This is a genomic window from Dyadobacter sp. HNCC25DJ186, from assembly GCF_056895235.1.
Genome location: NZ_JBXHAS010000002.1, coordinates 857,928 through 880,872, shown reverse-complemented (window position 1 = coordinate 880,872; position 22,945 = coordinate 857,928). Strand labels below are relative to the sequence as shown.

General features: G+C 42.3%; 20 protein-coding genes. 15 read left to right on the top strand and 5 right to left on the bottom strand.

Annotated elements, in window-relative coordinates; genetic code table 11:
- Positions 1-6: 6 nt before the first annotated feature.
- Positions 7-1,035 (bottom strand): sensor histidine kinase, encoded by a 1,029-nt coding sequence (locus AC1XUO_RS08650; RefSeq protein ID WP_483329371.1) that lies wholly within the window; start codon positions 1,033-1,035, stop codon positions 7-9.
- A 112-nt stretch (positions 1,036-1,147) separates the two neighbouring features.
- Positions 1,148-3,532, bottom strand: a complete 2,385-nt coding sequence (locus AC1XUO_RS08645; RefSeq protein WP_483329370.1) for a TonB-dependent receptor — start codon at positions 3,530-3,532, stop codon at positions 1,148-1,150.
- A gap of 294 nt (positions 3,533-3,826) precedes the next feature.
- Here AC1XUO_RS08645 and AC1XUO_RS08640 point away from each other — a divergent pair, with 294 nt between their 5' ends.
- From AC1XUO_RS08640 to AC1XUO_RS08590, 11 genes are all read left to right on the top strand, one after another.
- A complete protein-coding gene (locus AC1XUO_RS08640) occupies positions 3,827-4,783 on the top strand; it encodes a fasciclin domain-containing protein (protein ID WP_483329369.1) in 957 nt (318 codons plus the stop codon).
- 80 nt (positions 4,784-4,863) lie between these two features.
- Positions 4,864-5,910: a sensor histidine kinase gene (locus AC1XUO_RS08635; protein ID WP_483329368.1), complete on the top strand. Its 1,047-nt coding sequence runs from the start codon at positions 4,864-4,866 to the stop codon at positions 5,908-5,910.
- A gap of 38 nt (positions 5,911-5,948) precedes the next feature.
- Complete coding sequence (locus tag AC1XUO_RS08630; protein ID WP_483329367.1) at positions 5,949-6,713, top strand: LytR/AlgR family response regulator transcription factor; 765 nt, start codon at positions 5,949-5,951, stop codon at positions 6,711-6,713.
- A gap of 28 nt (positions 6,714-6,741) precedes the next feature.
- Positions 6,742-7,455: a hypothetical protein gene (locus tag AC1XUO_RS08625; RefSeq protein WP_483329366.1), complete on the top strand. Its 714-nt coding sequence runs from the start codon at positions 6,742-6,744 to the stop codon at positions 7,453-7,455.
- A gap of 358 nt (positions 7,456-7,813) precedes the next feature.
- A complete protein-coding gene (locus AC1XUO_RS08620) occupies positions 7,814-8,650 on the top strand; it encodes a phytoene/squalene synthase family protein (RefSeq protein WP_483329365.1) in 837 nt (278 codons plus the stop codon).
- An 89-nt stretch (positions 8,651-8,739) separates the two neighbouring features.
- Entirely contained in the window at positions 8,740-9,420 is a 681-nt protein-coding gene (folE, locus tag AC1XUO_RS08615; protein WP_483329364.1) for a GTP cyclohydrolase I FolE, read from the top strand.
- On the top strand, positions 9,420-10,136 hold the full coding sequence (locus AC1XUO_RS08610; RefSeq protein WP_483329363.1) for an SDR family NAD(P)-dependent oxidoreductase: 717 nt from the start codon (positions 9,420-9,422) through the stop codon (positions 10,134-10,136). Before folE ends, AC1XUO_RS08610 begins: the two co-directional genes overlap by 1 nt.
- Before the next feature lie 55 nt (positions 10,137-10,191).
- Complete coding sequence (locus AC1XUO_RS08605; RefSeq protein ID WP_483329362.1) at positions 10,192-11,442, top strand: NAD(P)/FAD-dependent oxidoreductase; 1,251 nt, start codon at positions 10,192-10,194, stop codon at positions 11,440-11,442.
- A 3-nt stretch (positions 11,443-11,445) separates the two neighbouring features.
- Entirely contained in the window at positions 11,446-12,513 is a 1,068-nt protein-coding gene (locus AC1XUO_RS08600; RefSeq protein WP_483329361.1) for an oxygenase MpaB family protein, read from the top strand.
- Positions 12,514-12,550: 37 nt separating this feature from the next.
- Positions 12,551-13,246, top strand: a complete 696-nt coding sequence (locus AC1XUO_RS08595; protein WP_483329360.1) for a MarR family winged helix-turn-helix transcriptional regulator — start codon at positions 12,551-12,553, stop codon at positions 13,244-13,246.
- Positions 13,247-13,536: 290 nt separating this feature from the next.
- Positions 13,537-14,958 (top strand): alanine/glycine:cation symporter family protein, encoded by a 1,422-nt coding sequence (locus AC1XUO_RS08590; protein ID WP_483329359.1) that lies wholly within the window; start codon positions 13,537-13,539, stop codon positions 14,956-14,958.
- Between the two features lie 13 nt (positions 14,959-14,971).
- On the opposite strand, the gene AC1XUO_RS08585 is transcribed toward AC1XUO_RS08590, so the two are convergent.
- Both AC1XUO_RS08585 and AC1XUO_RS08580 read right to left on the bottom strand, forming a co-directional pair.
- A complete protein-coding gene (locus AC1XUO_RS08585) occupies positions 14,972-15,586 on the bottom strand; it encodes a pyridoxamine 5'-phosphate oxidase family protein (RefSeq protein ID WP_483329358.1) in 615 nt (204 codons plus the stop codon).
- Positions 15,587-15,623: 37 nt separating this feature from the next.
- Entirely contained in the window at positions 15,624-16,607 is a 984-nt protein-coding gene (locus tag AC1XUO_RS08580) for a type I glyceraldehyde-3-phosphate dehydrogenase (RefSeq protein ID WP_483329357.1), read from the bottom strand.
- 298 nt (positions 16,608-16,905) lie between these two features.
- On the opposite strand from AC1XUO_RS08580, the gene AC1XUO_RS08575 reads away from it, so the two are divergent.
- Positions 16,906-17,391, top strand: a complete 486-nt coding sequence (locus tag AC1XUO_RS08575; RefSeq protein WP_483329356.1) for a hypothetical protein — start codon at positions 16,906-16,908, stop codon at positions 17,389-17,391.
- Positions 17,392-17,479: 88 nt separating this feature from the next.
- On the opposite strand, the gene AC1XUO_RS08570 is transcribed toward AC1XUO_RS08575, so the two are convergent.
- Complete coding sequence (locus AC1XUO_RS08570; protein ID WP_483329355.1) at positions 17,480-17,791, bottom strand: hypothetical protein; 312 nt, start codon at positions 17,789-17,791, stop codon at positions 17,480-17,482.
- 215 nt (positions 17,792-18,006) lie between these two features.
- Here AC1XUO_RS08570 and AC1XUO_RS08565 point away from each other — a divergent pair, with 215 nt between their 5' ends.
- The 3 genes from AC1XUO_RS08565 to AC1XUO_RS08555 all read left to right on the top strand — a co-directional run bounded on the left by AC1XUO_RS08565 (position 18,007) and on the right by AC1XUO_RS08555 (position 22,903).
- Positions 18,007-19,659, top strand: a complete 1,653-nt coding sequence (locus tag AC1XUO_RS08565) for a phytoene desaturase family protein (protein WP_483329354.1) — start codon at positions 18,007-18,009, stop codon at positions 19,657-19,659.
- A 480-nt stretch (positions 19,660-20,139) separates the two neighbouring features.
- A complete protein-coding gene (locus AC1XUO_RS08560; protein ID WP_483329353.1) occupies positions 20,140-20,691 on the top strand; it encodes a YciE/YciF ferroxidase family protein in 552 nt (183 codons plus the stop codon).
- A 25-nt stretch (positions 20,692-20,716) separates the two neighbouring features.
- Positions 20,717-22,903, top strand: coding sequence for a catalase (locus AC1XUO_RS08555; protein WP_483329352.1), 2,187 nt, complete (start codon positions 20,717-20,719; stop codon positions 22,901-22,903).
- Positions 22,904-22,945 lie beyond the last annotated feature (42 nt).

Sequence of the window (22,945 nt, the reverse complement as noted above, 5' to 3'; positions counted from 1 at the left end):
ACATATTTAAATCAGTTGGCTGATCAGGGGTATTTTGACCGTAAATATTGCCCCGTCCTGGATGACTTGCACACGCCGTTCGGTCAGGAGGCTATATCTGTTTATAATATTCTGCAACCCAACCCGCGTTGACTTTTCCATGATCGCCTTTTCCTGGATATTGTTTTCAACCACCAGATACTGATCACCTTCTTGTTGAATCAATATTTTTAATGGCTTCTCTTTTGATACTACATTGTGTTTAATCGCGTTTTCGATCAGCATCTGGAGGCTCAGCGGCGTGACGTGCTGCCTGTAAGTTTCCGTTGATATATTTTTTTCCACTAGCAGGTTGTCTCGAAATCTGATTTTGTTCAAATATACATAAGCGTCAACAAAAGCGATTTCTTCTTCGACCAATACTGTATTTTTATTCCTGCTTACCAGAACGTAGCGGTATACATCCGAAAGGTGTTCGAGATATTGTTGTGCATCTGTATTGGTATCGTCAATCAATGCTGCCAAGGTGTTCATACTGTTAAACAGAAAGTGCGGGTCAAGCTGGTTTTTAAGTACTTCCAGTTGAGATTGTACACCCTCCCTCATCAATGACTCTGTTTTGCGCACATTAGTTTTCCATGATTCGAAAAAGTAGACTGCTTCGTAAACCAGGTAGACAAGGACGGTAGGAACCAGGCTGATTCGAAAGCCCAGCAAATTGCCTTCCTTGCGAAGAATACCCTTGCACAGTAATTCGTCAAGCAGAAAAGTTGCGAAAAATGTATAAATGATTGCTAACAAGGACTCCAGAAGAATTCTTTTAGTGGTCTGACTGTAACCCGGAAATCTTTGGCGCATGCCAAGTATAATAAATCGGTTTCCTTCCCAAAGTGCGACCGTCGTACAAAATGAAATGATTACGGCGACAGCATATACATTGTTCATTTTTATGAAATCATCAAAATGGACTATCATGGGTATCACGAACGAAAAAAACGGGATGCCAACCAGACGCAGTTTAAGATCATTTAGTTGATATTTGGATTCAGGAGCCATCTTGTTCAAATCATTTTAGAATTTCGGCAATTGTAAATCTGGCAAATAAAATGGTCTAAATCACCAGGTTCTTTAAATTGAAATAATCCGTAAAATAAAGATAATAAATGTTTCAGAAAGTGAACCTTACCATCGGTACAGGGAAGAATCCCTGCTGGTATTCCGTCGCGATGCTGTTTGTTCTTGGGTTGTATGTTTGCTGAAAAATGTTTTTGTTGGCACTCACATTTTGCAGATCAACCGCTACTTCGAGTGTGCTTCTACGCATTTCTTTTCGGTAAGCAAGTCTCAAATCTGTGCGGAAATAAGCATCCTGTTTTTGCGAATATGCCTGGCTCTCATCGTAAACGGCTTCTCCTCTTTTGCGGGATGCTTCAAGGTTTAGTGGCGATGTGTATCTCCCGCCAACGAACGAGGTTTTTATACTTGCGCTTAGTATGCCATTCCGGTTACGCCCAACTTTAATTTCTTTCCCTGCAAGCAGATTGACAACATACCGGCTGTTGAAAGCAGTGTTTCGCTCGACACCATCACTTCCTTTGTATTTGGAATCAAACAGCGAGGAAGTTACCAGAAAATAATAACCCTGGCTGAAATATTTTTCCAACGTCAGTTCAATTCCAATGTTCCTGCCGGTTCCCGCGTTAACGAGGCTATCTTCGTCGTCCGTCGCAAAAGTGCTGCCCGTGTTTAAGGTTGAATATGAGGAGCTTCTTCTTTCTACCGGGACGTCATACAAAGCCTGAAAATAAGGTTCAACTTTTAGCAGCAGGTTCTCCGCCAGTCGGTTTTCATAACCTATTGAAAAATGATGGCTTCTGGTAAAATCAAGGCCCTTATTGCTGTTAATTACACCTCTTTCAGTTTTTGTTTGTACGAAATAGGTGTAAATATTTTGGGCCTGACTGTTTAATCCATATCCCAAACTAAGCGATTGTCCCTGACTGAATGTGTATTGTAAACCGAAACGAGGTTCAAGGGCAAAGTTGTCATTCAGGCTGTAATGCTGCGCATGAAGTCCGGCTGTTAATTGCAGATTTCTGTTCATTCTATATTTCCATTGCCCGTAAGCCTGGGTCAGGAGGGTATTCTCCCCGTTGACGTTCACCCGCACCGTATCAAAGCGACCTCCGTCGTAAATATCCCGGTTATAAAGGTCAAAGTTGAGCAGATCTGTTGTAATTCCAGCGTAGAGACTGTGTTTGGCATTAACTTTGTGTCTTACATGCAAGATTGCAGAAGTTTTTCTTGTCTTAAATCTGGCTTCACCACTTGCAAATGCCTCACGAGTGACGACACTTATAGAATCTCCGCTGAATTTTTGGTCGGTATTGCTAGTCCCAACGGTAAATTTGGTAAATGTTTTGGGAGAAACATTGTATTCATAACTGAGCCCGAGAATGTTTGTTCTGAACTTGACCCTGGTGTTTTCATTTTCGTTTCCATACAAATTAGTGTCGGTTGTGTCCACATCATTACCGAGAAAGTCCACATCACTTTGACCCAGTATTCCGAAAACAGAAAGTTTACCTTTTTTTCCAGTGGGTACTGATACCTTGAAATTCAGGTCCTGGTAATTTGGAATAGCACTTCCTGTTCCAAACTCAATACCCAGGGCCTTAAAGAGACCAAGCGTGGAATATCGGTAATTGACCAGATAAGAGGCTTTCGAATTTCTGGAAAGCGGCCCTTCAGCGCCGGCTTCAAAACCATTAAACCCAATCTGTCCCAGAAATTCATGCTTCTGGTTGTTGCCCTCACGCATGCGCAGGTCAAACACTCCTGACAGGGCGTTGCCATATTGCGATGGAAAAGCACTGGTAATAAAGTCAGACTTGTCCAATGTGTTATTATTCAGCAAACTCACGGGCCCGCCCGTGCTTCCAAGGGAACCAAAATGGTTTGGGTTTGGGATGTTAAGTCCTTCCAGTTGCCATAACATTCCGGTAGGGGAGTTGCCGCGGACCACAATGTCGTTCCTCGAATCGTTGCCCGATATCACACCAGCGAAGTTTGCCGCCATCCGTGAGGGGTCGCCCAAAGCACCGGCGTAGCGTTTGGTATCGTCAATATTGAATGAGCGGCCACCGACAAGCGCAAGCTCATTATTGGTTTTGGTTTTATCATTTTTTCTGTCTGCGGAAATTACCACTTCGTCGAGTGACCGCACCGTTTCAGTCAATGTGAGACTGGTAATAACTTCTTTGCCCGCAGTGACGATCACGTTGGAAATTCGATTTTCTTCATAGCCAACAGATGTAATCCGGAAAGATTGCCTTCCTGTTGGGACACCAGTGATCTTAAACTCGCCGTTAATATCAGTAATGGCCCCTATCGGCTTTTGTCCTTCCTCCTGAATAAGTACGATGGATGCCCCGATTACAGGTGAATTTGTTACCTCATCACGGATGGTTCCGCGCACCGTCTGCATAAGTTGCTGGGCCATTAAAGGCGGGAATGCTAAAAACGAAATTAGGAGCAATAGATAGTTTTTCATGTTCTTCTTGATTATCGATTTGCCAAATTTTGTCAGTTGCATGTGATTTCGCTAACAGAAAAGCGGGCAAGCGTAGGATTGCTGGGGTGAAGTGGTATTTTAAGGCTTGCAAATGAATAACATTACTTCCGGGCACATCTACGCCAGATCTTACTTCGACCGTTCACTCCTTTAAAACTGATGTTTCACTCCCGCCTTTGTTCTGTTCGGTTGTGATGCAACAATTAAAAAATAGCCAGGCAGGTTATTGAAAGTAACTAAATAAATTAGTCCACAATAATTAACCTTTTTACCATGAAATCATTTAGCAGATTGAACAGATTGAGTATGTATTTTCTGGCTGCCGCATTGGCTACAACGATCGTTTCCTGTAGTGACGACGACGACGATGATATGCCGCAAACGCCAGCAGTTGGGAATATCGTAGCTGTTGCGTCCGGAGATGCGCAATTCTCGACACTTGTTGCCGCAGTAACCAAAGCAGAGCTGGTTACAACATTACAGGGAACAGGCCCGTTCACGGTATTCGCTCCTAATAATGCGGCGTTTACAAAAGCTGGTATTACAAGCTTGGATGGATTGACAAAAGACGCGCTGACTCCTATTTTGACAACGCACGTAGTAAGTGGCGAAGTGAAGGCAGCGGATGTCAAAAGTGGAACCGTTAAAACGGTCAATGCCAACAACGACATTTATCTGTCAAAAAATGCCGACGGTGTTTTTATCAATGGTAACATCAAAGTTATCGCTACAGATGTGGATGCCTCAAACGGTGTGATTCACGTAATTGATAATGTCATCGTGCCGCCAACGCAATCATTGGTGCAGGTGGCCCAGGCTAACACTGATTTTTCAGAGCTGGTTTCACTAGTCCTGGCAGCTGATCCTGCGGTGGCAACAGCCCTTTCTACGGCTTCTGCTAATGGACTGACCGTTTTTGCTCCAACCAACGCTGCATTTACTGAGTTATACAAGACAACACCGAAAGCCACTTTACTTGATCCGGCTAACAAAACACTTTTGACAAATGTTTTGCTTTATCATGTTGTGCCTGGCCGTGTGTTCTCCACAGATCTTCCGAACGTTACAGGCGAAGTAGCAACTGCCAATACAGCCGGCAAGCTTACCTTCAATCTGACTGGCGGAGCGAAAGTGGTAGGTACGACAAGCGGTGCTTCGAATATCACGGCAGCTAATATTTTGGCTACCAACGGCGTCGTGCACGTTATTGACAAAGTTTTGATGCCATAATAAAACTGTTGCTTAACATTGGTAAACGATCTGAATTTAGGTAGTTTACCAATGTTTTTTTATTGTTACTATACGTCGCTATGTTCTCGATCAGGTACCGCTTTTTGTTTATGATTTTGCTGGGAGGATATTCATTTCTGAATACCTTGCTGGTAGAATCGTTTGAGCATTATCCGATCGTCACACCCAAGCCGGTGATTTTTCTTCTATTTCTGGTTTTGACCATCGCGATCTGGGAAGGGAACCGTATGCTGGACAATTTTCTGGCGACCCTGGAAATAAAATCATTCTGGAAAAGAATCAGTTATAGTTTCGGAGGTAGCATACTGGCAGTGTTTGTTGCAACGATGCTTTTCGGTGGAATTACCTCCTATTACACCATATCGCATAATTGGATGGACTGGATTCTTCCTATGAAGTTGCTTCTGATGTTCAGTTTTCGGGTCAATCTTTTTTTAAACACAATTAACGTTATCTTTCTATATCACCAGCAACTTGAACGAAGCAACCAGGAAGTAGAAAATTATAAACGGATCAGCAGCCAGGCGCAATTGCAGGCGCTTAAAAATCAGGTTAATCCGCATTTTCTGTTCAATAATCTTAGCGTGCTGAGTGCTTTGATACCGATGGATGCAAATGCCTCGGTTGAATTTGTGCGGCAGTTTTCTAGGGTTTACAGATATGTGCTGAAAAGCCCGGAAAAGGAAATTATTGAACTGAAAGAGGAATTAAATTTTATTGAATCTTACCTTTATTTACTTAAAACCCGATTTGAGTCCGGTTTGATCTTTACGATTAACGTTGATAAGGATTGCCAGTCGGCTTTTATCGTGCCTGTTTCCCTGCAAATGCTTGTAGAAAACGCGGTCAAACACAATGTGATCGGTAAAAACAAACCACTTCATGTGGAGATCCTTTGTCTGGATAACGAAACGATAACGGTTAGAAATAATCTTCAGTTAAAACTGGCTGATGATCAGGAATCAACAGGGCTTGGACTAAATAACATAACGCAACGATACGAGTTTCTGGGACAGCATGGGCTTGAAGTAAAACAGACCTCTGAGAAATTCAGCGTTACCATACCACTGATCAGGCCAACGCATGCCTCCTTTTTTGAGCCATGATTTTTTCTTAAAATTGTTTGAAATTTAGAACCTAACCCATGAAAGTTCTTATACTGGAAGATGAGGCGCTCTCCGCCAAAAGAGCATCACAACTTTTACGGGAATTTGATCCTGACATTGAAGTTCTCGATACCCTGGAATCCATTGAGGAAGCAGTATTCTGGTTGGGTAAAAATCCGGAGCCGGATCTGTTATTACTTGATATTCATTTGTCAGACGGCCTATGTTTCCGTCTTTTCGAGCGTCTTTCTGTAAAATGCCCGGTTATTTTTACAACCGCCTACGACCAATATGCCTTGCAGGCTTTTAAACTGAACAGCATCGATTACCTTTTAAAACCACTGGATAAAAACGAACTTCAGAATGCGCTGATCAAATACCGGAATCTGAATGAAAGTCGTGGTGGAATTTCTCTGGCCGATATCAAAAGGATCGAAGAGAATATGTTGTCTTTCAGTAAAAAATATAAACACCGTTTTTTGGTCAAATATGCGGATACGATCCTTTACAAAAATATAGACGAGGTGGCCTATTTTTACGCTGATGATAAAGTGGTGTATCTGGTGACGTCGGAGGGGCGTAAATATTTGGTAGACTATAATCTGGAAAGCCTTGAAGAGCTGCTGGATCCGCACCTGTTTTTCAGGATAAACAGAAAAATTATCGCCAGAATACAATCTATTCAAAAGGTCAAGGCGCTGTTATCCAGTCGACTTCAGGTATTTCTCAAACCTCCGTTCGAACAAAATACATATGTGAGCAGGGAAAGAAGTCCGGAATTTAAAGTCTGGTTGGATAACTGATTATCCCTTACATTAATACCACCACAACATGAAAAACACTTTAACACTGACATTTATTTTTATCCTGTACTTTACCGCCTGCACTTTCGGACAAACAAATCGATATGTGCGGGTTTTTCTGAAAAATGGCTCAATCATGAAAGGCACGTTGCTGGAAGAGCAACCTGCCGTCAGGCTGGAAATGTTCGACAAAAGCATACTTACATTTCTGACAGATGAGGTTGAAAAAATAGAAAATGAAAAGTACGTCAATCCCAATATTAGATACAAACAAAAGGGTTTTGTTCACTATACTGAGCTTGGGCCGCTGGCGATGAGCAACCGTGCATCGAATGGCGTGACAACTTCCGCATTTTCTTTCCAGACGACCAATGGATATAAATTTAACCAGTGGCTTTATACCGGACTTGGACTTGGTGCTGACCTTTATGCCGTGCAAACTTTCGTTCCTGTCGTTTTGAGTGTCCGTGGAGATTTTATTAATACCGGAGATAAACTGCCTTTTTATTTCATTGAAGGAGGTCACGGATTTAATGCCACTTCCAACGATGTCGACAGCGTTCGTTTTGGCGGAGGACCGACGATGGCAGCAGGGATCGGTCTGAAAATTTTGTTTAACAACAATACCGGATTTACGATCTCAGCAGGTTACCGTTTTCAGCGTTCTTCTGTTCAGCAGCTGGGAATTGAGAAAAAAGAAGATTTTAACCGTCTGACGTTACGGGCCGGTTTTTCTTTTTAATTTTTCTTGATTGACGAAACGCTAAAAATTATACAACATTTGAAACAAGCATAATATTACGGGATATAAGTTAATGTAAGGCAGGCATCTGCGGAACTGAGCGATGCTAATTTACCGTGCATCGTTTAATCATCTTATTATTTTGATTAAGTATAAATTTGTACTAATATTTAAAAAATAGTATAATATTGTATTACTTTGAAAAATAAAGGGATGATGTCGAAAATTACTGTAACCTTAAAAATGCCGTGTTGAAAGGATTGCGATAGATCGATCCGAACGCGTTTGCCGTGATCTGTTATAAAGACGATGGCGACAGACAGGCAAAAACCATCGTCCGATACATCAAACTTAAATAATGAAAGCAAAATTTGATAAGCTCTCTGCAACATGTAGCAGAGAAACAACACGGCTTTACAGTACCAGTTTTTCGCTTGGGATATTTTTTTTCAGTAAAGAATTACGCGACCACATCCATGCTATTTACGGTTTTGTGAGGCTTGCAGATGAAATTGTTGACAGTTTTCACGATTATCCCAAATCCGTATTGCTTGCCGAATTTTCCGCGGATTGTTTTAAGTCGATAGAGCGGGGTATCAGTACCAATCCTGTTATTAATTCATTTCAGGAGGTGGTCAACAAATTTAATATCGAGCATGACCTGATCCGGCAATTTCTGAAAAGTATGGAAATGGATTTGGACGAGCAGTCGTATACGCATGACAAGTATAACGAGTACATTATGGGATCCGCACAGGTGGTGGGTCTCATGTGCCTGCATGTATTCACAAACGGCGACCAACAGGAATTTGACCGGTTGAAAGTTCCTGCTATGAAGTTGGGCTCTGCATTTCAGAAAGTTAATTTTTTAAGGGATTTGCAGGCAGATTATCAGCAATTGAACCGAAGTTATTTTCCGGATATCAATTTATCGTCATTTTCTGATGAAAATAAGCGGACAATTGAACAGGAAATTATCAATGAGTTTGACGAGGCCTTAAGTGGTATCCGGGAATTGCCAGCCTCATGTCGAAAAGGGGTTTATCTGGCATATGTCTATTACCGGCAATTGTTACTTAAAATCACGAGAGTTCCGGCGAATCAGGTAATGTCAGAACGCATCAGAGTTTCCAATGGTCAAAAATTCTTGCTGATGTTTGATTCCCTGATCAGATATAAATTGAATGTGATATAAAGGTGATATGGATAAATGTAAGCCAGATTAAATACGAAATGCAATACCGCATGTGACCAGATAGATTAACTTAAATTACAAATAACTTCATGTTAAATAACAAAATCATATTTGAACAAACGAATGATAAAAATGTGCTCGAATATGAGGAAGGACACCACGGTTCGTCGTTTGACACGCCGATGAGATCCGACGCATTTGAGCTTGATGACGATACCAAAATAGAACTGATCGCCAAGCATTTTGCCGGCATCATGGAGGTTTTGGGCATGGATCTGGATGACGATAGTTTGCGGGACACGCCAAAGCGGGTGGCTAAAATGTATGTGAAAGAGATATTCAGCGGACTAAATCCGGCCAACAAACCAGAGCCCACGCTTTTTAAAAATGCCTATCATTACAATCAAATGCTCGTCGAGCGAAACATTGCCGTATTCAGCAATTGTGAGCATCATTTTGTACCGATCGTAGGAAAAGCACATGTGGCTTACATCAGTAACGGTCAGGTAATTGGTCTGTCAAAATTGAACAGGATTGTGCAATATTGCTCACAAAGGCCTCAGGTCCAGGAAAGGCTGACAATTCAAATTGCGAATTTAATGAAAGAAGCGCTCGGCACTGAGGATGTGGCTGTTGTTATCGACGCGTATCATCACTGTGTATCCAGTCGGGGCGTCAAAGATTCCGGCAGTACGACGATGACAGCTGAATATTGCGGGCAATTTTTAAATGTTGAAACCAAAAATGAATTTCTAAAATATATTGGATAATGAATTTTAAAGGGAAAAATATACTCGTAGTTGGGGGAAGTTCAGGTATTGGTTTGTCCCTTGTTAAATTTTTACACGAAAACGATGCGGCTGTTTATGTTATTTCACGATCTGAGCATGTTGATCTGCCTCAGGGTGTTAAACATCTGCAAGGTGACGTAACGGGTGAGCTTGGTCCGATGGTCGAATTTTTGCCTGAACAATTGCACGGGCTGGTTTATTCTGTGGGCAGCATCAATCTGAAACCATTTAACAGGCTTTCAACAGATGACTTCTTAAATGATTATCGCATCAATGTGCTGGGAGCTGTTCAAATCATTCAGCAATCGCTCAAACAGTTAAAAAATGCTGCTGGCGCCTCAATAGTTCTGATTAGTTCTGTGGCCGCTAAAACCGGTTTGCCCTATCATGCCAGTATATCAGCAGCGAAAGGTGGAGTGGAAGGTCTGGCACTGGCGCTGGCCGCTGAACTGGCAGCGCAGCAAATACGTGTGAATGTGGTTGCTCCTTCTTTAACGGATACGCCCATGGCCCAAAGTTTGCTAAGTACTCCTGAAAAACGCGAAGCATCTGCGAAAAGGCATCCGCTGGGAAAATTTGGTCAGCCAGAAGATATTAGCCAGGCGATTGCATTTTTGCTATCTGAGCATAGCGGCTGGGTTACCGGACAGGTCATCGGAATTGATGGAGGTATGGGTAAACTGAAAACAGTTTGATGCCGTAAGTGCTAAAAGTGTAGGAATATCCATATCGAGTTAAACTTTTCCTTTCATGAATAATAATAAAACGGATGTGATCATTATAGGCGCAGGGTTGGCGGGATTAACGGCTGCAAAAGTGTTGAACGCAGCTGGTAAATCTATAAAAATCCTGGAAGCTTCTGATCAGGTGGGAGGACGGGTCCGTACAGATGAAGTGGATGGTTTTTTGCTTGACCGTGGATTCCAGGTATTGCTAACTGCATATCCCGAGACAAAAAGATTTCTGGATTACGATGCCCTTGATCTGCGCAAATTTGATCCGGGTGCATTAATATTGAACGAAAACGGCACCACACGAATCGGCGATCCGCTACGACAACCAGGTACTTTAATCAGTACTTTGCGCTCATCTGCCGGCACGCTTGGAGATAAAATTCGGATGCTCGGACTGAAAATAAAACTTGCCGGAAAAGGCATTGAAGAGATTTTTTCGGAAGAACAAACCACTACATTGGCTTATCTGGAAAATGCTGGGTTTAGTGTCCGGATGATGAATCAGTTCTTTAAACCTTTCATGTCGGGTATTTTTCTTGAAGACAAACTAAGCACGTCAAGTCGCATGTTTGAGTTTGTCTTTAAGATGTTTAGTGAAGGCGACGCTGCGGTTCCTGCAAAAGGTATGGGAATGATCCCATTACAGCTGGCTCGTGACCTGTCAGTTCAGGAATTAATTTTTCATCAAAAAGTGACAGAAATTGATGGGAACACGGTTAAGACTTTAACTGGATCCGTGTACCAAGCGGAGAAAATTCTTATTGCGACAGATCAGCTAAATTTGCCGAAACCATTTCAGCAGTCGGTGAATTCTTATCATTCTGTTACGAATATGTATTTCACCTCGCCCGGCCAACCCTTTCCAAAGCCCTTAATTGCCTTAAATACGCTGCCCGGAAAACTGGTGAACAATATTGCTGTAATGAATCAGGTTTCGCCGGCATACTCAAAAAATGGAGATTCTTTGATTTCTCTTTCATTTATTGGAGATCATTCCAGTGTTGACAGTTCTGAACTTCAGACTAAGGCAGTTCGTGAAATGCAGACTTGGTTTCCGGAGGCAATTGACTGGAAACATCTTAGAACTTATCACATTCCTTACGCCTTGCCTAATGATGATCAGGTAACAAATGAGCCGAATCCTCAGGTCAAAAAGTTATATCCAAACTGCTTTGTGTGTGGTGATTATTTAATGAATGGTTCGATCAACGCTGCGATGAAAAGTGGAAGATTGGCGGCCGAGGCAATACTTAGCTCAACGTTTTAACTTATGGCTGATCACAAAATATATAGTGACGAACTTTTAGATAGAAAAAGATTATTGGGCGATCAGCCAGCGGATGACTTCATTAAAGCAGTTTTTGCCGATCCCTTAAAGAAAATCCAGTTACAAAAGTGGATGACTACTGGAAGCGGAGAAAATACTGTTGAATCATTAAGCACCATGTTTCCCGGATTTGCATTCATCAAAGAATCGCAACAATTACCGGCATGGGCAGATGCACGTTTGATGAAGGAGGGATCCGTGTTTTTCACCCGCTATTCGGAAATAATCATGAGCCTGCTCGGGCTGCTGTCGCTTCCTTATTGTTATACGGCTGCCCATGGCACCATGGTTTTGTACATATCGGAACTGATCAGAAAACAAACCACAAAGCGCCTGTATGATACAGCCATATTCGTCTGGGACGTGATGGCTCCTGATGCTTTTGCGCCAAATGGAAATGCGTATCAGCAAATCTTAAAAGTGCGGATTATGCACGCCGCGGTTCGTCATTATACTTACCAAAGTAAAAAATGGGATGATGCCTGGGGTGTTCCAATCAACCAGGAAGATATGGCGGGTACCAACCTTTCGTTTTCTCTCATTGTGGTACGCGGGCTACGGCTACTCGGTTTTAGTATAAGCGAATCAGATCAGGAGGCTTTTCTGCATACCTGGGCCGTAATCGGCTATCTGACCGGTCTGCAAGAGGATTTAATTCCTGAAAATCAAGAAATGGGCGATGCGTTGGATGCGACCATCAAACGGCGACAATTCTGCGCATCATCGCATGGCAGAGAGCTGACTGAATCCCTTATCGCGCACATTCTGGCAGTCAACAAAAGTAAAGCGACGGATGATGATATTCTTGGTTTGATGCGTTTTTTACTAGGTACTGAAATTTCAGACCTGCTCGCTATAAAAAACGTTAAACTACCGCTTTATAAACTAACGCTTATCAGGACATTTAATCTGTTTAAAAGTTTTATTCCGCAACGAAACGTCAATAAAAAATTCCGGAATGCCTATACCACGTTCAAAAAGCAAAGCCTGGAAATCATGGAAACCATGTAACTTTGAATCATTATTAGTCGTTATAATTTAATTTGGCATGAAATCTTACCAGCTTATTCATCAATTAATCACGCTTGTAGAACAACTGGAAGAAGAGAGCAAGGGACGTGAAGTTTCGGTGCAGGAATTCGCCGGATTTCTGCTTCATAGGACCAGTGAATCCAAAGAGCACTTTGTGCCAGTTGAGGCTAGATTTGGCAAAAATGAAAACACTGCACAAGAAATAGCTTTCCAACTTGACAACAACATTGGACGATTATTTGTAAACATGAGCCGATACGCAAAATCGTATATCAAAAAAGCATTGGAAGGCACGCCATTGTTAACGGCTGAGGATTTTACTGCCCTTTCAATTTTATTAACCCATGACCATCTTTCCAAAACCGAACTGATCAGTTATAATTTACAGGAAAAAACATCAGGTATGGAAGTGATCCGGCGATTGATTGCAACCGGACTCGTGACCCAATGGGATGATGAAAAAGATAAAAGGAGCAAGCAGATTGCGATTACTGAGGATGGAAAAGTATTACTCTACGATGTATTTAAAGATATGAGTAATGTTGGTAAAATGATCAACGGCAAGCTGACAATTTCCGAGAAGCTGACGCTTCAATATTTACTGCAAAAGCTTGAAAATTTTCATCTGGAACATCATGAAAAGAAAACCATCTCAAACAAACAAGACCTTAAAATGTTTGTTGAGAACGATATTCTGAGCGATGGAAAATAAGGCATCACTTGTTGACAACATTCCTTGGGCTTACTTAACAAATAAATAATTGAAAGCTCGATCTTCCTTGCTCGATAGAAATATAAGGATTGGCCATCTGGCCTTCTCTGAACAGAACGGAAATAAGACTGTCGCGAGATCATTAAATAGACAGCTTCACAATAAAATAGCACTTTTTCAATTAATTGCGCTAATAAAAACATTCAGTACTATCTTTTTGGCATATTTATATTTACTTTAACCGCCATCAGCCAAATTTGCTGAACATCCTATCCCTATTTTAATCTTCTATGGAACAAATTGTCAATTTAGTCAATGATATTGTTTGGAGTAACGCGCTCATCGTTCTTTGTCTTGCAACTGGGATTTACTTTTCTGTCGTAACACGTTTTTTGCAGGTTCGCTATTTAAAGGATATGGTTAGTCTGTTATTTGGCGGGGAGTCATCTGCAAAAGGTGTGTCTTCGTTTCAGGCTTTTGCCATAGCGATTTCAGGAAGGGTTGGTACCGGAAATATTGCCGGAGTCGCCACGGCTATTGCGATGGGTGGGCCCGGTGCCGTATTTTGGATGTGGGCAATTGCTTTCCTGGGAGCCGCATCGGCGTTCGTCGAAGCGACGCTTGGACAGATTTATAAAACGGTGAAAGATGGCCAGTACCGTGGAGGGCCCGCATTTTACATTGAAAAGGGGCTTGGTGTTCAATGGTACGCTACCTTGTTCGCGATCGCGACGATATTGAGTACAGCATTATTTCTTCCGGGAGTACAAAGCAATAGCATCGCCATCAGTGCTAAAAGCGCATTTGATATACCTGTTGAAATAACCGGTGCAGCGGTTACGATCTTATTAGGATTAATTATTTTTGGGGGAGTAAAACGCATTGGTAAAGTGGCCGAAATTGTCGTTCCGTTCATGGCAGGCGCATATATTTTAATGGCGTTGATTGTTATTGCGCTCAATATTGATCAGGTGCCGGCGGTCTTTGGGCTAATCTTTCGGAGTGCGTTTGATATGGAGCCTGCCTTTGCAGGAATTTTTGGAATGGCGGTTTCATGGGGAGTTAAAAGGGGTATTTATTCGAACGAAGCCGGTCAGGGGACTGCCCCCCATGCGGCGGCGGCGGCGGAAGCAAGTCATCCGGTAAAACAGGGATTGGTACAAGCCTTTTCCGTATATGTTGACACGTTATTCGTATGTACAGCCACAGCCTTGATGATCCTTTTCACAGGAAAGTACAATGTTGTAAATCCGGCTGGTGGGTTTCTGGTTGAAAACGTACATGATATGGCCATCGGTGCCGCTTACACACAGGCTGCGATCAATACGGAATTCCCCTCACTGGGGAGTGGTTTTGTTTCTATTGCGCTGCTGTTTTTTGCTTTTACGACCATCATGGCATATTATTATATCGCTGAAACCAACCTCAGCTATCTTCTTAAAAAGGACAATAACAAGTGGCTGGTATGGGGCCTTCGCGGACTGATTATGGCAGCAACGTTCTATGGATCTATAAAAACAGCTGCACTGGCCTGGGCAATTGGCGACATCGGCGTTGGCATGATGGCCTGGTTAAACATTATTGCAATATTGCTGTTAAGAAAACCTGCACTCGCTGCGCTGAAAGATTATAGCGATCAGAAAAAGCAGGGAAAAAATCCGGTATTTAAAGCAATCGCCCTCGGTATCAAAAACACAGAGGAGTGGGATTAGCCTCTAATGTTGTTCATGACTGACCAAGCCTTTCCCGCAGCACTTCAAGTTCTCGTTCCAATTGGCGAATGTATTCAACCTTGGCCTCGTCCAGTTTATTTATTTCGGCCAGGGTATAGCGGGGAGTGATGTGCTGCGGACAATTCCAGTCGTAGGCTTTTATGTGGAAAAGCATCAGGCGCTCTGGCCTGAATTTATAATCGTCCGGTTTGAGCAGGTCGTATAGAGCGGGATTATCATTGATCTCTAAAATTTCAGCCTCGGCATAAATTTTAAGTCTTGCTTTCAATGGGTAGGAAAGAAGGATCAGTGACACTTTTGAATTTTTAGCAATATTCCCAACCGAAATATATTGCCGGTTTCCTCCAAAATCAACAATGCCAATAGTTTGCTCGTCAATCACTTTAATAAAACCTGCCGGTCCGCCGCGGTGCTGTATGTAAGGAAAATCATTCTCCCCAAATGAAGCCAGGTAAAAGCTGTCGAGCTGGCTGATATACCGTGCTTCAACATTTGTGAGCCCATCAACAAAACTGGCCTTCTCAACCCGTTCATAAGTTTTTCGGCTACCCATTCTTTCCTGGATAGCCTTGATGTCATCTGAAAATGCAAGTTCTGAATAGTTCATGATAAATGAGTTTAGGACTGGCCGGAGCCAATCCGTGCTATATAGACTGGATTTGTCTGATCATTTGATTCGTAAATCCCCATTCGTTATCGTACCAGGCCATCACTTTAACCAGGTCGCCGTCTACCACGCGCGTCATTTCCAGGTCTACGGTTGCTGCAAACGGACTCTTGATGATATCGCCGGATACCAGTGGTTCATCAGTCACTGAAACGACCTTTTCATAACGGGGCGTGGCTGATTCTTCTGTCAAAATCTGGTTGATTTCCTCAATACTGGTAGGTCGCTCAGCAATGAACGTGATGTCAGAAATTGAACCAACCGTCACGGGTACCCTCACGGCGATGCCATCAAATTTTCCCGCATATTGAGGCAGAGCTTTGGTCGTTGCAACTGCTGCACCGGTAGCTGCCGGTGCAAGGTTCGTCGCGGCGGCACGTCCCATGCGAGGTTCGCGTTTAGAAGGTGCGTCAACCAACGTTTGAGACGCCGTATAGGCGTGCGTCGTGTTGAGGATGGCTTTTTTAATACCGAGCCTGCGGCCCAGAATTTCTATAATCGGACTTATGTTATTGGTTGTGCAGCTCGCACATGAGAATACTGCAACTTTTCCATCCTCGGTATTTACACCGTGTACCACCGTCGGCGTATCCTTCGTCGGGCCAGAAATGACTACGAATTTTGCGCCGGCCGCGATGTGTTTTTCCGCATCAGCCTGGTTTGTAAAAATACCTGTGCTTTCAATAACGATATCGGCTTCAAGCATTTTCCAGGGTAGGCTTTCGATGTTTTTTATACTGGTATATTTAACGGGTTTTCCGTCAACCAGTATCGTATCATCCTCAATTTTAATCTCCCTTTCGTATTTTCCATAATTACTGTCATATTTCAGCAGATAAGCTGCATTTTCAATGCTCATCAGGTCGTTGACACCGACCAGTTCGAGGTCATTTGTTTCGAAGATTACTTTGAGTGCGGCGCGTCCGATCCGGCCAAAACCATTGATTGCTATCTTTTTCATGAGTTTGTTTGGGTTGAAAAATTTCTTTTCAAAAGTTGCATTTTCCTGTCAGTTTTCCAATTTGGGATAACCCTAACCGATGACTTTTACAACAACCTACTTGAAATATACATTCAATACATTTTCATAAGATCAAAATTTTACCCGCAGCAGATGTAAAATCTATTTTTGGAGGCGGCTAACTGAAAATTTGTTGAAAATGGTAAATAGAAAATCAACCATAATTACAATGACTTTTGCATTGGTACATGATTTGTAACATCAACATTTTACCTTCACTTTGTTAATACCGCAGCTTATGACACAGATAATTACAAGTCCGGTGCAGTCTTTTAAAGCAAGCATGTTTCCAAAGGAACGGGAGGCAGCATTGGTAAATATTATTGACAGTTACCGAGACACTAAAATGGCAGCATTGGAAAAATTTGTGCAAAAATATCCGGTAACAATAACCGGGAAATTTTACCAGCGTCCGGTTAGTGAAAACGGAATAAACTTTCACTATCCTGACGAATCGGGCGATCCATATTGCAAGGTTTTCGCCTGGTCACGGATTTTGGATGATGTAGAAATTTTGTGTGTTATAAATCTGGATTATAATTCAACAGCCAGGATTTACGTCACTATTGATCACAATATTCACCCGATAGGATCCAAAATGTTTTGTCTTTACGGCACCAATGAATGTCCAGAGGAGCTCAATGTGGAGGTTAGAAATGGCAAATCGATTCGATTGACAGTTCCCGCAGGAGAAATTGTATGTTATGGCGTCAAGTCTGAATAATTAACCCTCAAACAAACAATGCCCGACCAATAAGTCAGGCATTGTTGTAAAAAATCAAATCGTTGGTGGACCCGTTACGGCCGCAGGCTTAATCGATTTTGTTAACTTCTTTTTTCAGATTGTACCAGGTTTCTACATTACCATCACCTGAGTCTGTATATTCTTCGGCAATATATTGAAGAAAAGAAAACTTCTCTTCCTCCGATTTAAGGTGCAAAGGATCCTGGTTACCTTCTGCCTTCACGAAATATTCGCTTCCGTCGTTTGTAACTTCCTTTGACGTATGAAATTTGCCTGCCGTTTCGTAGTTATTGATTGAATTGTAAAGATCATAAACATCTTGATGGTCATCCAGATTGACATTTGACAGCCATTCTTTATATTCAGTTGTATTCCCCATGTTGCTTAGTATTTTATGCTTTGAGTTTTGAAATCAATTAGCACTAAAACTATACCAATTGCAGTAAACGATAGGTTGAAGTGGCTTTAAATTAAATCAAAGTTGGAATAATATTAATGATCTGTACGCAATCCTGTATTGAATTACCGAGCCCTGCTTCCAGATTTTTGTTTGGTGAAAATCCTGGCTGGCATTAAATTCGTATATATTGTAATATGGAATTTGACACAATCATTATTGGCTCTGGGGCAGGCGGACTTTCTGCGGCAATCTGTCTGGCCCGGAAAGGGCATAAAGTGCTCGTACTCGAACAGCACAATGTACCCGGCGGATGGTGTCATAGCTTTCAAATTGAAGGGCAGCGTTTTTCTCCCGGTGTTCATTATTTGGGACAACTCAGTAATGGTCAGTCTACCAGCAGGCTTTACCAGGGTTTGGGCATAGCCAATGATCTCGTATTTTTTGAAATGAACAAAAGTGGATATGAACACTGCCGGATTGGTGTAGAAAGTGTAGATATTCCTGCTGGTTATGATGAAATGTATCGTGTGCTGTCTGATCGTTTTCCGGAAGAAAAAAATGGCCTGAAAAAATATCTGAACCTGATAAAAAATGTAAGTAGTCAGCTTGGAGCTATTTCAGAAATGAATGGTTTTATGGATCATTTAACCATCCCATGGAAAACAAGACATTTAGGAAAATATGGTTTGTTCAGTTTAAAGAGAGTTATAGACTGGCATATTAAAAATCCCTTGCTGAAAAAGGTGCTCAACATCCAGTGCGGTGATCATGGACTGCCGCCCGGAAAAGCCTGTTTTCCATACCATGCCGCCGTGATGGATCACTATTCCAATGGTGGTTTTTATCCTATGGGCGGTGGTGCAGCGATTGTTAAGGCCATGACAAAAGCGATAAAAAAACACGGAGGAGAAATACAGACCAGTAAAAATGTTACGCGCATTTTACTTTCAGACGACAAAAAGAAGCGGGCAATAGGTGTGGAGCTTGCAGACGGAGAACAAATTTACGCCAAACGTATTATCTCAAACACAGATCCTGGTAAAACGTTTCTCGGCCTTGTGGGGGCTGATAACCTAAGCCCTAAACTTTTTAAGCAGCTTAGCAGTACGAAATATTCATGTACATCTCTGATGCTGTTTTTAACCGTTAATATGGATGTCAGGAAGGCAGGAATGGATTCTGGTAATATCTGGCTTGTGGCAGATAAGGATCCGGATCAAATTTATTTGGAGCAAATGAAACCCGATCTCGACAGTGGCGGAGCGTTTGATAGTCTTTTTATCAATTGCAGCACGTTGAAAGATCCTACCAGTTTCGACGGAATAAATCATACAATTGAAGTCATCAGCCTGATTGGCCACGAGACTTTTAATATATTTAAAAGTGAAAGTCATTCCGCTGAATATCTTGCTTTGAAAGAACGACTGGTCGAGAAAATGCTTGATGGATTAGAAAAGATCCTGCCAGGCGTCAGAAACCACATTGTTCAAAAGGAATTGGGTACTCCCTTGACCAATATGTTCTATCTGGATTCCACAAATGGTTGTATATACGGTACTGAGAAAAATTTCTGGCAGATAGGTGCTTTTGCTTTTAAACCTGAAAGTGAAATTGAGAACTTGTTTTTGTGTGGTGCCAGCATACTTGCCAATGGCGTGGCCGGAGCGACCTATTCCGGTGTACAAACAGCTGCAAAAATTCTGGGTTGTGAGCAGGCAGACTTAATGATTCCTGAGCCTGACCAGCAGTTGCGTGTCTATGACGCCGAAGATGATTCACAATATCCGGAATGGTTGCAAAAAAAGATTTCACAAAGAAAGGCGAAAGGTATTAATCAAAGCACTTAGCAAAAGGCTTTTGATAAAATAAAACCGTTGTGCCCATTGTTTTGTTTTCTAATGTTATTCAGTATTAAGTTCATCTAATCCGATCAATTCGTAACTATCTGTTAAACTTTCTTGCATATTTACGTATATAGTTAAAAGTTGTTTGCACCTGCAAGTTTAATTTGGTATTATCGAAGCTGTTACATACATAATAATTCAAGCTTTCTTAAAGATAAAAAGTCAATCCGGATTCGTCGGAAACAGTTTCTAACATTGTTAGTTTATTGAACGACGTTAATAAATCGCTATACAAGCAACTTTCCGATAAAGTGGGGTTAACATTTAAGGTTGATTTGTCATTCCAATTGTCGTACACCTCCTCATCTATTCGTCAGGGTACAAAAAGTTTGTTTTAAGGCCATATCCAAAACTAAAAAGCAGTGCGTGCTAACGACTGGTACATATTTTGTTAACCTACATGAACACTTAATCAATTAACAAATGGAAAACGCAAGCGGCACTGAGCCAAAATTTAAGACTAAAACATCAGCTGGTGCTGAGCCAGCATTGATGGAGCTTTTTTTAGACGGGATTCGCGACATCTATTGGGCCGAAAACCATCTGGTTAAAGCGCTTCCGAAAATGGTGAAGTCGGCAACTTCAGGGAAGTTAAGTGCGGCAATTGAGGAGCATCTTACACAAACTGAAGGCCATGTCAAAAGATTGGAACAAGTCTTTGAACTTCTCGGAGAGAAAGCCATTGCCAAAAAGTGCGATGCTATGGAAGGTATTTCCAAAGAGGCTGAGGGAATTATTGAAAGCACAGATGCTGGAACAGCTACCCGCGATGTCGGAATTATCCTGGCTTCTCAAAAGGTTGAGCATTATGAAATCGCCAGTTATGGTGGACTTGCGCAGCTAGCTGTAACATTAGGTTTAGACGATGTTGCTGAAATTCTGAATACAACCTTGGAGGAAGAAAAAAAAGCAGATGTTTTGCTGACTGAAATCGCTGAAAATGAAGTGAATTACAAAGCAGCAGACGAAGCATAATATTAAATCAACCGAAGAAACTGTTATGGCAATAAATAAAGAAATAAAACAGGACGAACAATCGGACAATGATAAAATCGTTGACCTGAACCCGGACAAAGTCGATGCGACCGGAACTCTGATGACGACAAATCATGGGGTTAAAATTAACGATGACCAGAATTCTCTAAAAGCAGGGGATCGTGGTTCAGCACTGTTAGAGGATTTTATATTAAGAGAAAAAATTACGCATTTTGACCATGAGCGCATTCCTGAAAGGGTTGTACACGCCCGGGGATCAGGTGCACACGGTGTCTTTAAATTGTACGAGTCCCAGTCAGCCTTGACCAAAGCTCAGTTTTTAAATGATACCTCTATTGAAACACCTGTCTTTGTCAGGTTTTCGACGGTCGCTGGTTCACGTGGATCTACTGATCTGGCCAGAGACGTGAGAGGATTTGCTGTTAAATTTTACACGGATGAAGGAAATTTTGACCTGGTAGGGAATAACATGCCAGTATTCTTTATTCAGGATGCTATAAAATTTCCTGATTTGATCCATGCTGTTAAGCCAGAGCCGGATAATGAGATCCCTCAGGCTGCATCGGCTCACGATACGTTTTGGGATTTTATCTCTCTGACGCCTGAATCTGCACACATGATTATGTGGGCGATGAGCGACCGGGCACTGCCGAGAAGTTACCGGATGATGGAAGGTTTTGGTGTACATACCTTCCGATTTATAAATTCAGAAGGCGTATCCAGCTTTGTCAAGTTCCACTGGAAGCCTCTCTTAGGCGTTCACTCGGTGGCCTGGGATGAAGCACAGAATATTTCAGGGAAAGATCCTGATTATCACAGAAGAGATTTATGGGATGCGATTGAAAGCGGCAATTTTCCTGAATGGGAGCTTGGCGTGCAGATTGTTTCCGAAGAGGACGAGTTCAAATTTGATTTTGATCTTCTTGATTCGACTAAACTTATTCCGGAAGAACTCGTGCCTGTGAAGCGCATTGGAAAAATGACGCTGAACCGAAATCCTGATAATTTCTTCGCAGAAACGGAGCAGGTTGCCTATCATATCGGACACGTAGTGGCCGGGATTGATTTTACAAATGACCCGCTTTTACAGGGTAGGTTGTTCTCGTATACTGATACGCAACTAATCCGCTTGGGTGGACCTAATTTCCAGCAGATTCCGATCAACCGTCCAATAAGTCCGGTTCGTAACAATCAGCGGGATGGTTATATGCGTCAAACGATTGATAAAGGTAAGTCAAGCTATAACCCAAATACATTGGGACAAGGTTTTCCTGCTCAGGCCAAGGCTTCCGAGGGTGGTTTTACGAGCTATCCGGAACGTATTGAAGCACGGAAAGTGCGGGCAAGAAGCAAAAGTTTCCTGGATCATTTCAGCCAGGCCAAACTATTTCTCGACAGCCAGTCGGATCCTGAAAGAAATCACATTGTCGATGCATTTAGTTTCGAGCTTGGAAAAGTTAAAACGGTAGCAATACGCGAGCGTATGCTTGGTATTTTATCGTTAATCGACTCTGGCCTTGCTGCTGAGGTTGCGTTTGCGCTCAGACTTCCAGTGCCGCAAGATCCAGCTTTGCCAGTGAATCATAACATTCCGGCAGATGGTGATCCTGCTGATTATGACCCGATAATTGTTGAAGGCAGCGTGGCTATTTCCTCTGCATTGAGTATGGCTGGTACGGTTAAAGACAGTATCAAAACCCGCAAGGTGGCTATACTTGCAGCCGATGGCGTTGACGAGATTTCATTGACGACTGTCAAGGATGCATTGATCGCTGCCGGTGCGGTCGTTGAAGTTATAGCGCCAAGGTTGAATTATATTATTGCAGAAAATGATGCGCAGATTGTTGTCGATCACAGCTTTTTAACCGCCGCCTCTGTGCTTTATGATGCAGTGTACGTTCCGGCGGGAACCAACAGTGTCGCGACGCTTGAAGCTGAGGCTGATGCGATTCACTTTCTGAACGAAGCATTCAAGCATTGCAAGGCAATTGCCGCTGATAAAGCTGCCATCCAGGTGCTTGAAGCAACCTATTTTAGCAGTAAACTTCCTGACGATTACTCAGAAGAAACTGTTCTGAGAGAAGGTGTTGTTGTAGTTGATGATGTCGAAGAACTTACAGATAAATTTATCATGGCCATTGCGCAGCACCGCTTTTGGGAGCGTGAAAAGCCAAGAAAAATTCCAGCTTAATTTTTTTCGGTTAATTTAGAAACCGCCTGGGACATACCCGGG

What these genes read in the sequence shown, in the direction of transcription:
- AC1XUO_RS08650 (WP_483329371.1), bottom strand. Translation starts at nt 1,035, where the DNA reads ATGGCTCCTGAATCCAAATATCAACTAAATGATCTTAAACTGCGTCTG.
- AC1XUO_RS08645 (WP_483329370.1), bottom strand. Translation starts at nt 3,532, where the DNA reads ATGAAAAACTATCTATTGCTCCTAATTTCGTTTTTAGCATTCCCGCCT.
- AC1XUO_RS08640 (WP_483329369.1), top strand. Translation starts at nt 3,827, where the DNA reads ATGAAATCATTTAGCAGATTGAACAGATTGAGTATGTATTTTCTGGCT.
- AC1XUO_RS08635 (WP_483329368.1), top strand. Translation starts at nt 4,864, where the DNA reads ATGTTCTCGATCAGGTACCGCTTTTTGTTTATGATTTTGCTGGGAGGA.
- AC1XUO_RS08630 (WP_483329367.1), top strand. Translation starts at nt 5,949, where the DNA reads ATGAAAGTTCTTATACTGGAAGATGAGGCGCTCTCCGCCAAAAGAGCA.
- AC1XUO_RS08625 (WP_483329366.1), top strand. Translation starts at nt 6,742, where the DNA reads ATGAAAAACACTTTAACACTGACATTTATTTTTATCCTGTACTTTACC.
- AC1XUO_RS08620 (WP_483329365.1), top strand. Translation starts at nt 7,814, where the DNA reads ATGAAAGCAAAATTTGATAAGCTCTCTGCAACATGTAGCAGAGAAACA.
- folE (WP_483329364.1), top strand. Translation starts at nt 8,740, where the DNA reads ATGTTAAATAACAAAATCATATTTGAACAAACGAATGATAAAAATGTG.
- AC1XUO_RS08610 (WP_483329363.1), top strand. Translation starts at nt 9,420, where the DNA reads ATGAATTTTAAAGGGAAAAATATACTCGTAGTTGGGGGAAGTTCAGGT.
- AC1XUO_RS08605 (WP_483329362.1), top strand. Translation starts at nt 10,192, where the DNA reads ATGAATAATAATAAAACGGATGTGATCATTATAGGCGCAGGGTTGGCG.
- AC1XUO_RS08600 (WP_483329361.1), top strand. Translation starts at nt 11,446, where the DNA reads ATGGCTGATCACAAAATATATAGTGACGAACTTTTAGATAGAAAAAGA.
- AC1XUO_RS08595 (WP_483329360.1), top strand. Translation starts at nt 12,551, where the DNA reads ATGAAATCTTACCAGCTTATTCATCAATTAATCACGCTTGTAGAACAA.
- AC1XUO_RS08590 (WP_483329359.1), top strand. Translation starts at nt 13,537, where the DNA reads ATGGAACAAATTGTCAATTTAGTCAATGATATTGTTTGGAGTAACGCG.
- AC1XUO_RS08585 (WP_483329358.1), bottom strand. Translation starts at nt 15,586, where the DNA reads ATGAACTATTCAGAACTTGCATTTTCAGATGACATCAAGGCTATCCAG.
- AC1XUO_RS08580 (WP_483329357.1), bottom strand. Translation starts at nt 16,607, where the DNA reads ATGAAAAAGATAGCAATCAATGGTTTTGGCCGGATCGGACGCGCCGCA.
- AC1XUO_RS08575 (WP_483329356.1), top strand. Translation starts at nt 16,906, where the DNA reads ATGACACAGATAATTACAAGTCCGGTGCAGTCTTTTAAAGCAAGCATG.
- AC1XUO_RS08570 (WP_483329355.1), bottom strand. Translation starts at nt 17,791, where the DNA reads ATGGGGAATACAACTGAATATAAAGAATGGCTGTCAAATGTCAATCTG.
- AC1XUO_RS08565 (WP_483329354.1), top strand. Translation starts at nt 18,007, where the DNA reads ATGGAATTTGACACAATCATTATTGGCTCTGGGGCAGGCGGACTTTCT.
- AC1XUO_RS08560 (WP_483329353.1), top strand. Translation starts at nt 20,140, where the DNA reads ATGGAAAACGCAAGCGGCACTGAGCCAAAATTTAAGACTAAAACATCA.
- AC1XUO_RS08555 (WP_483329352.1), top strand. Translation starts at nt 20,717, where the DNA reads ATGGCAATAAATAAAGAAATAAAACAGGACGAACAATCGGACAATGAT.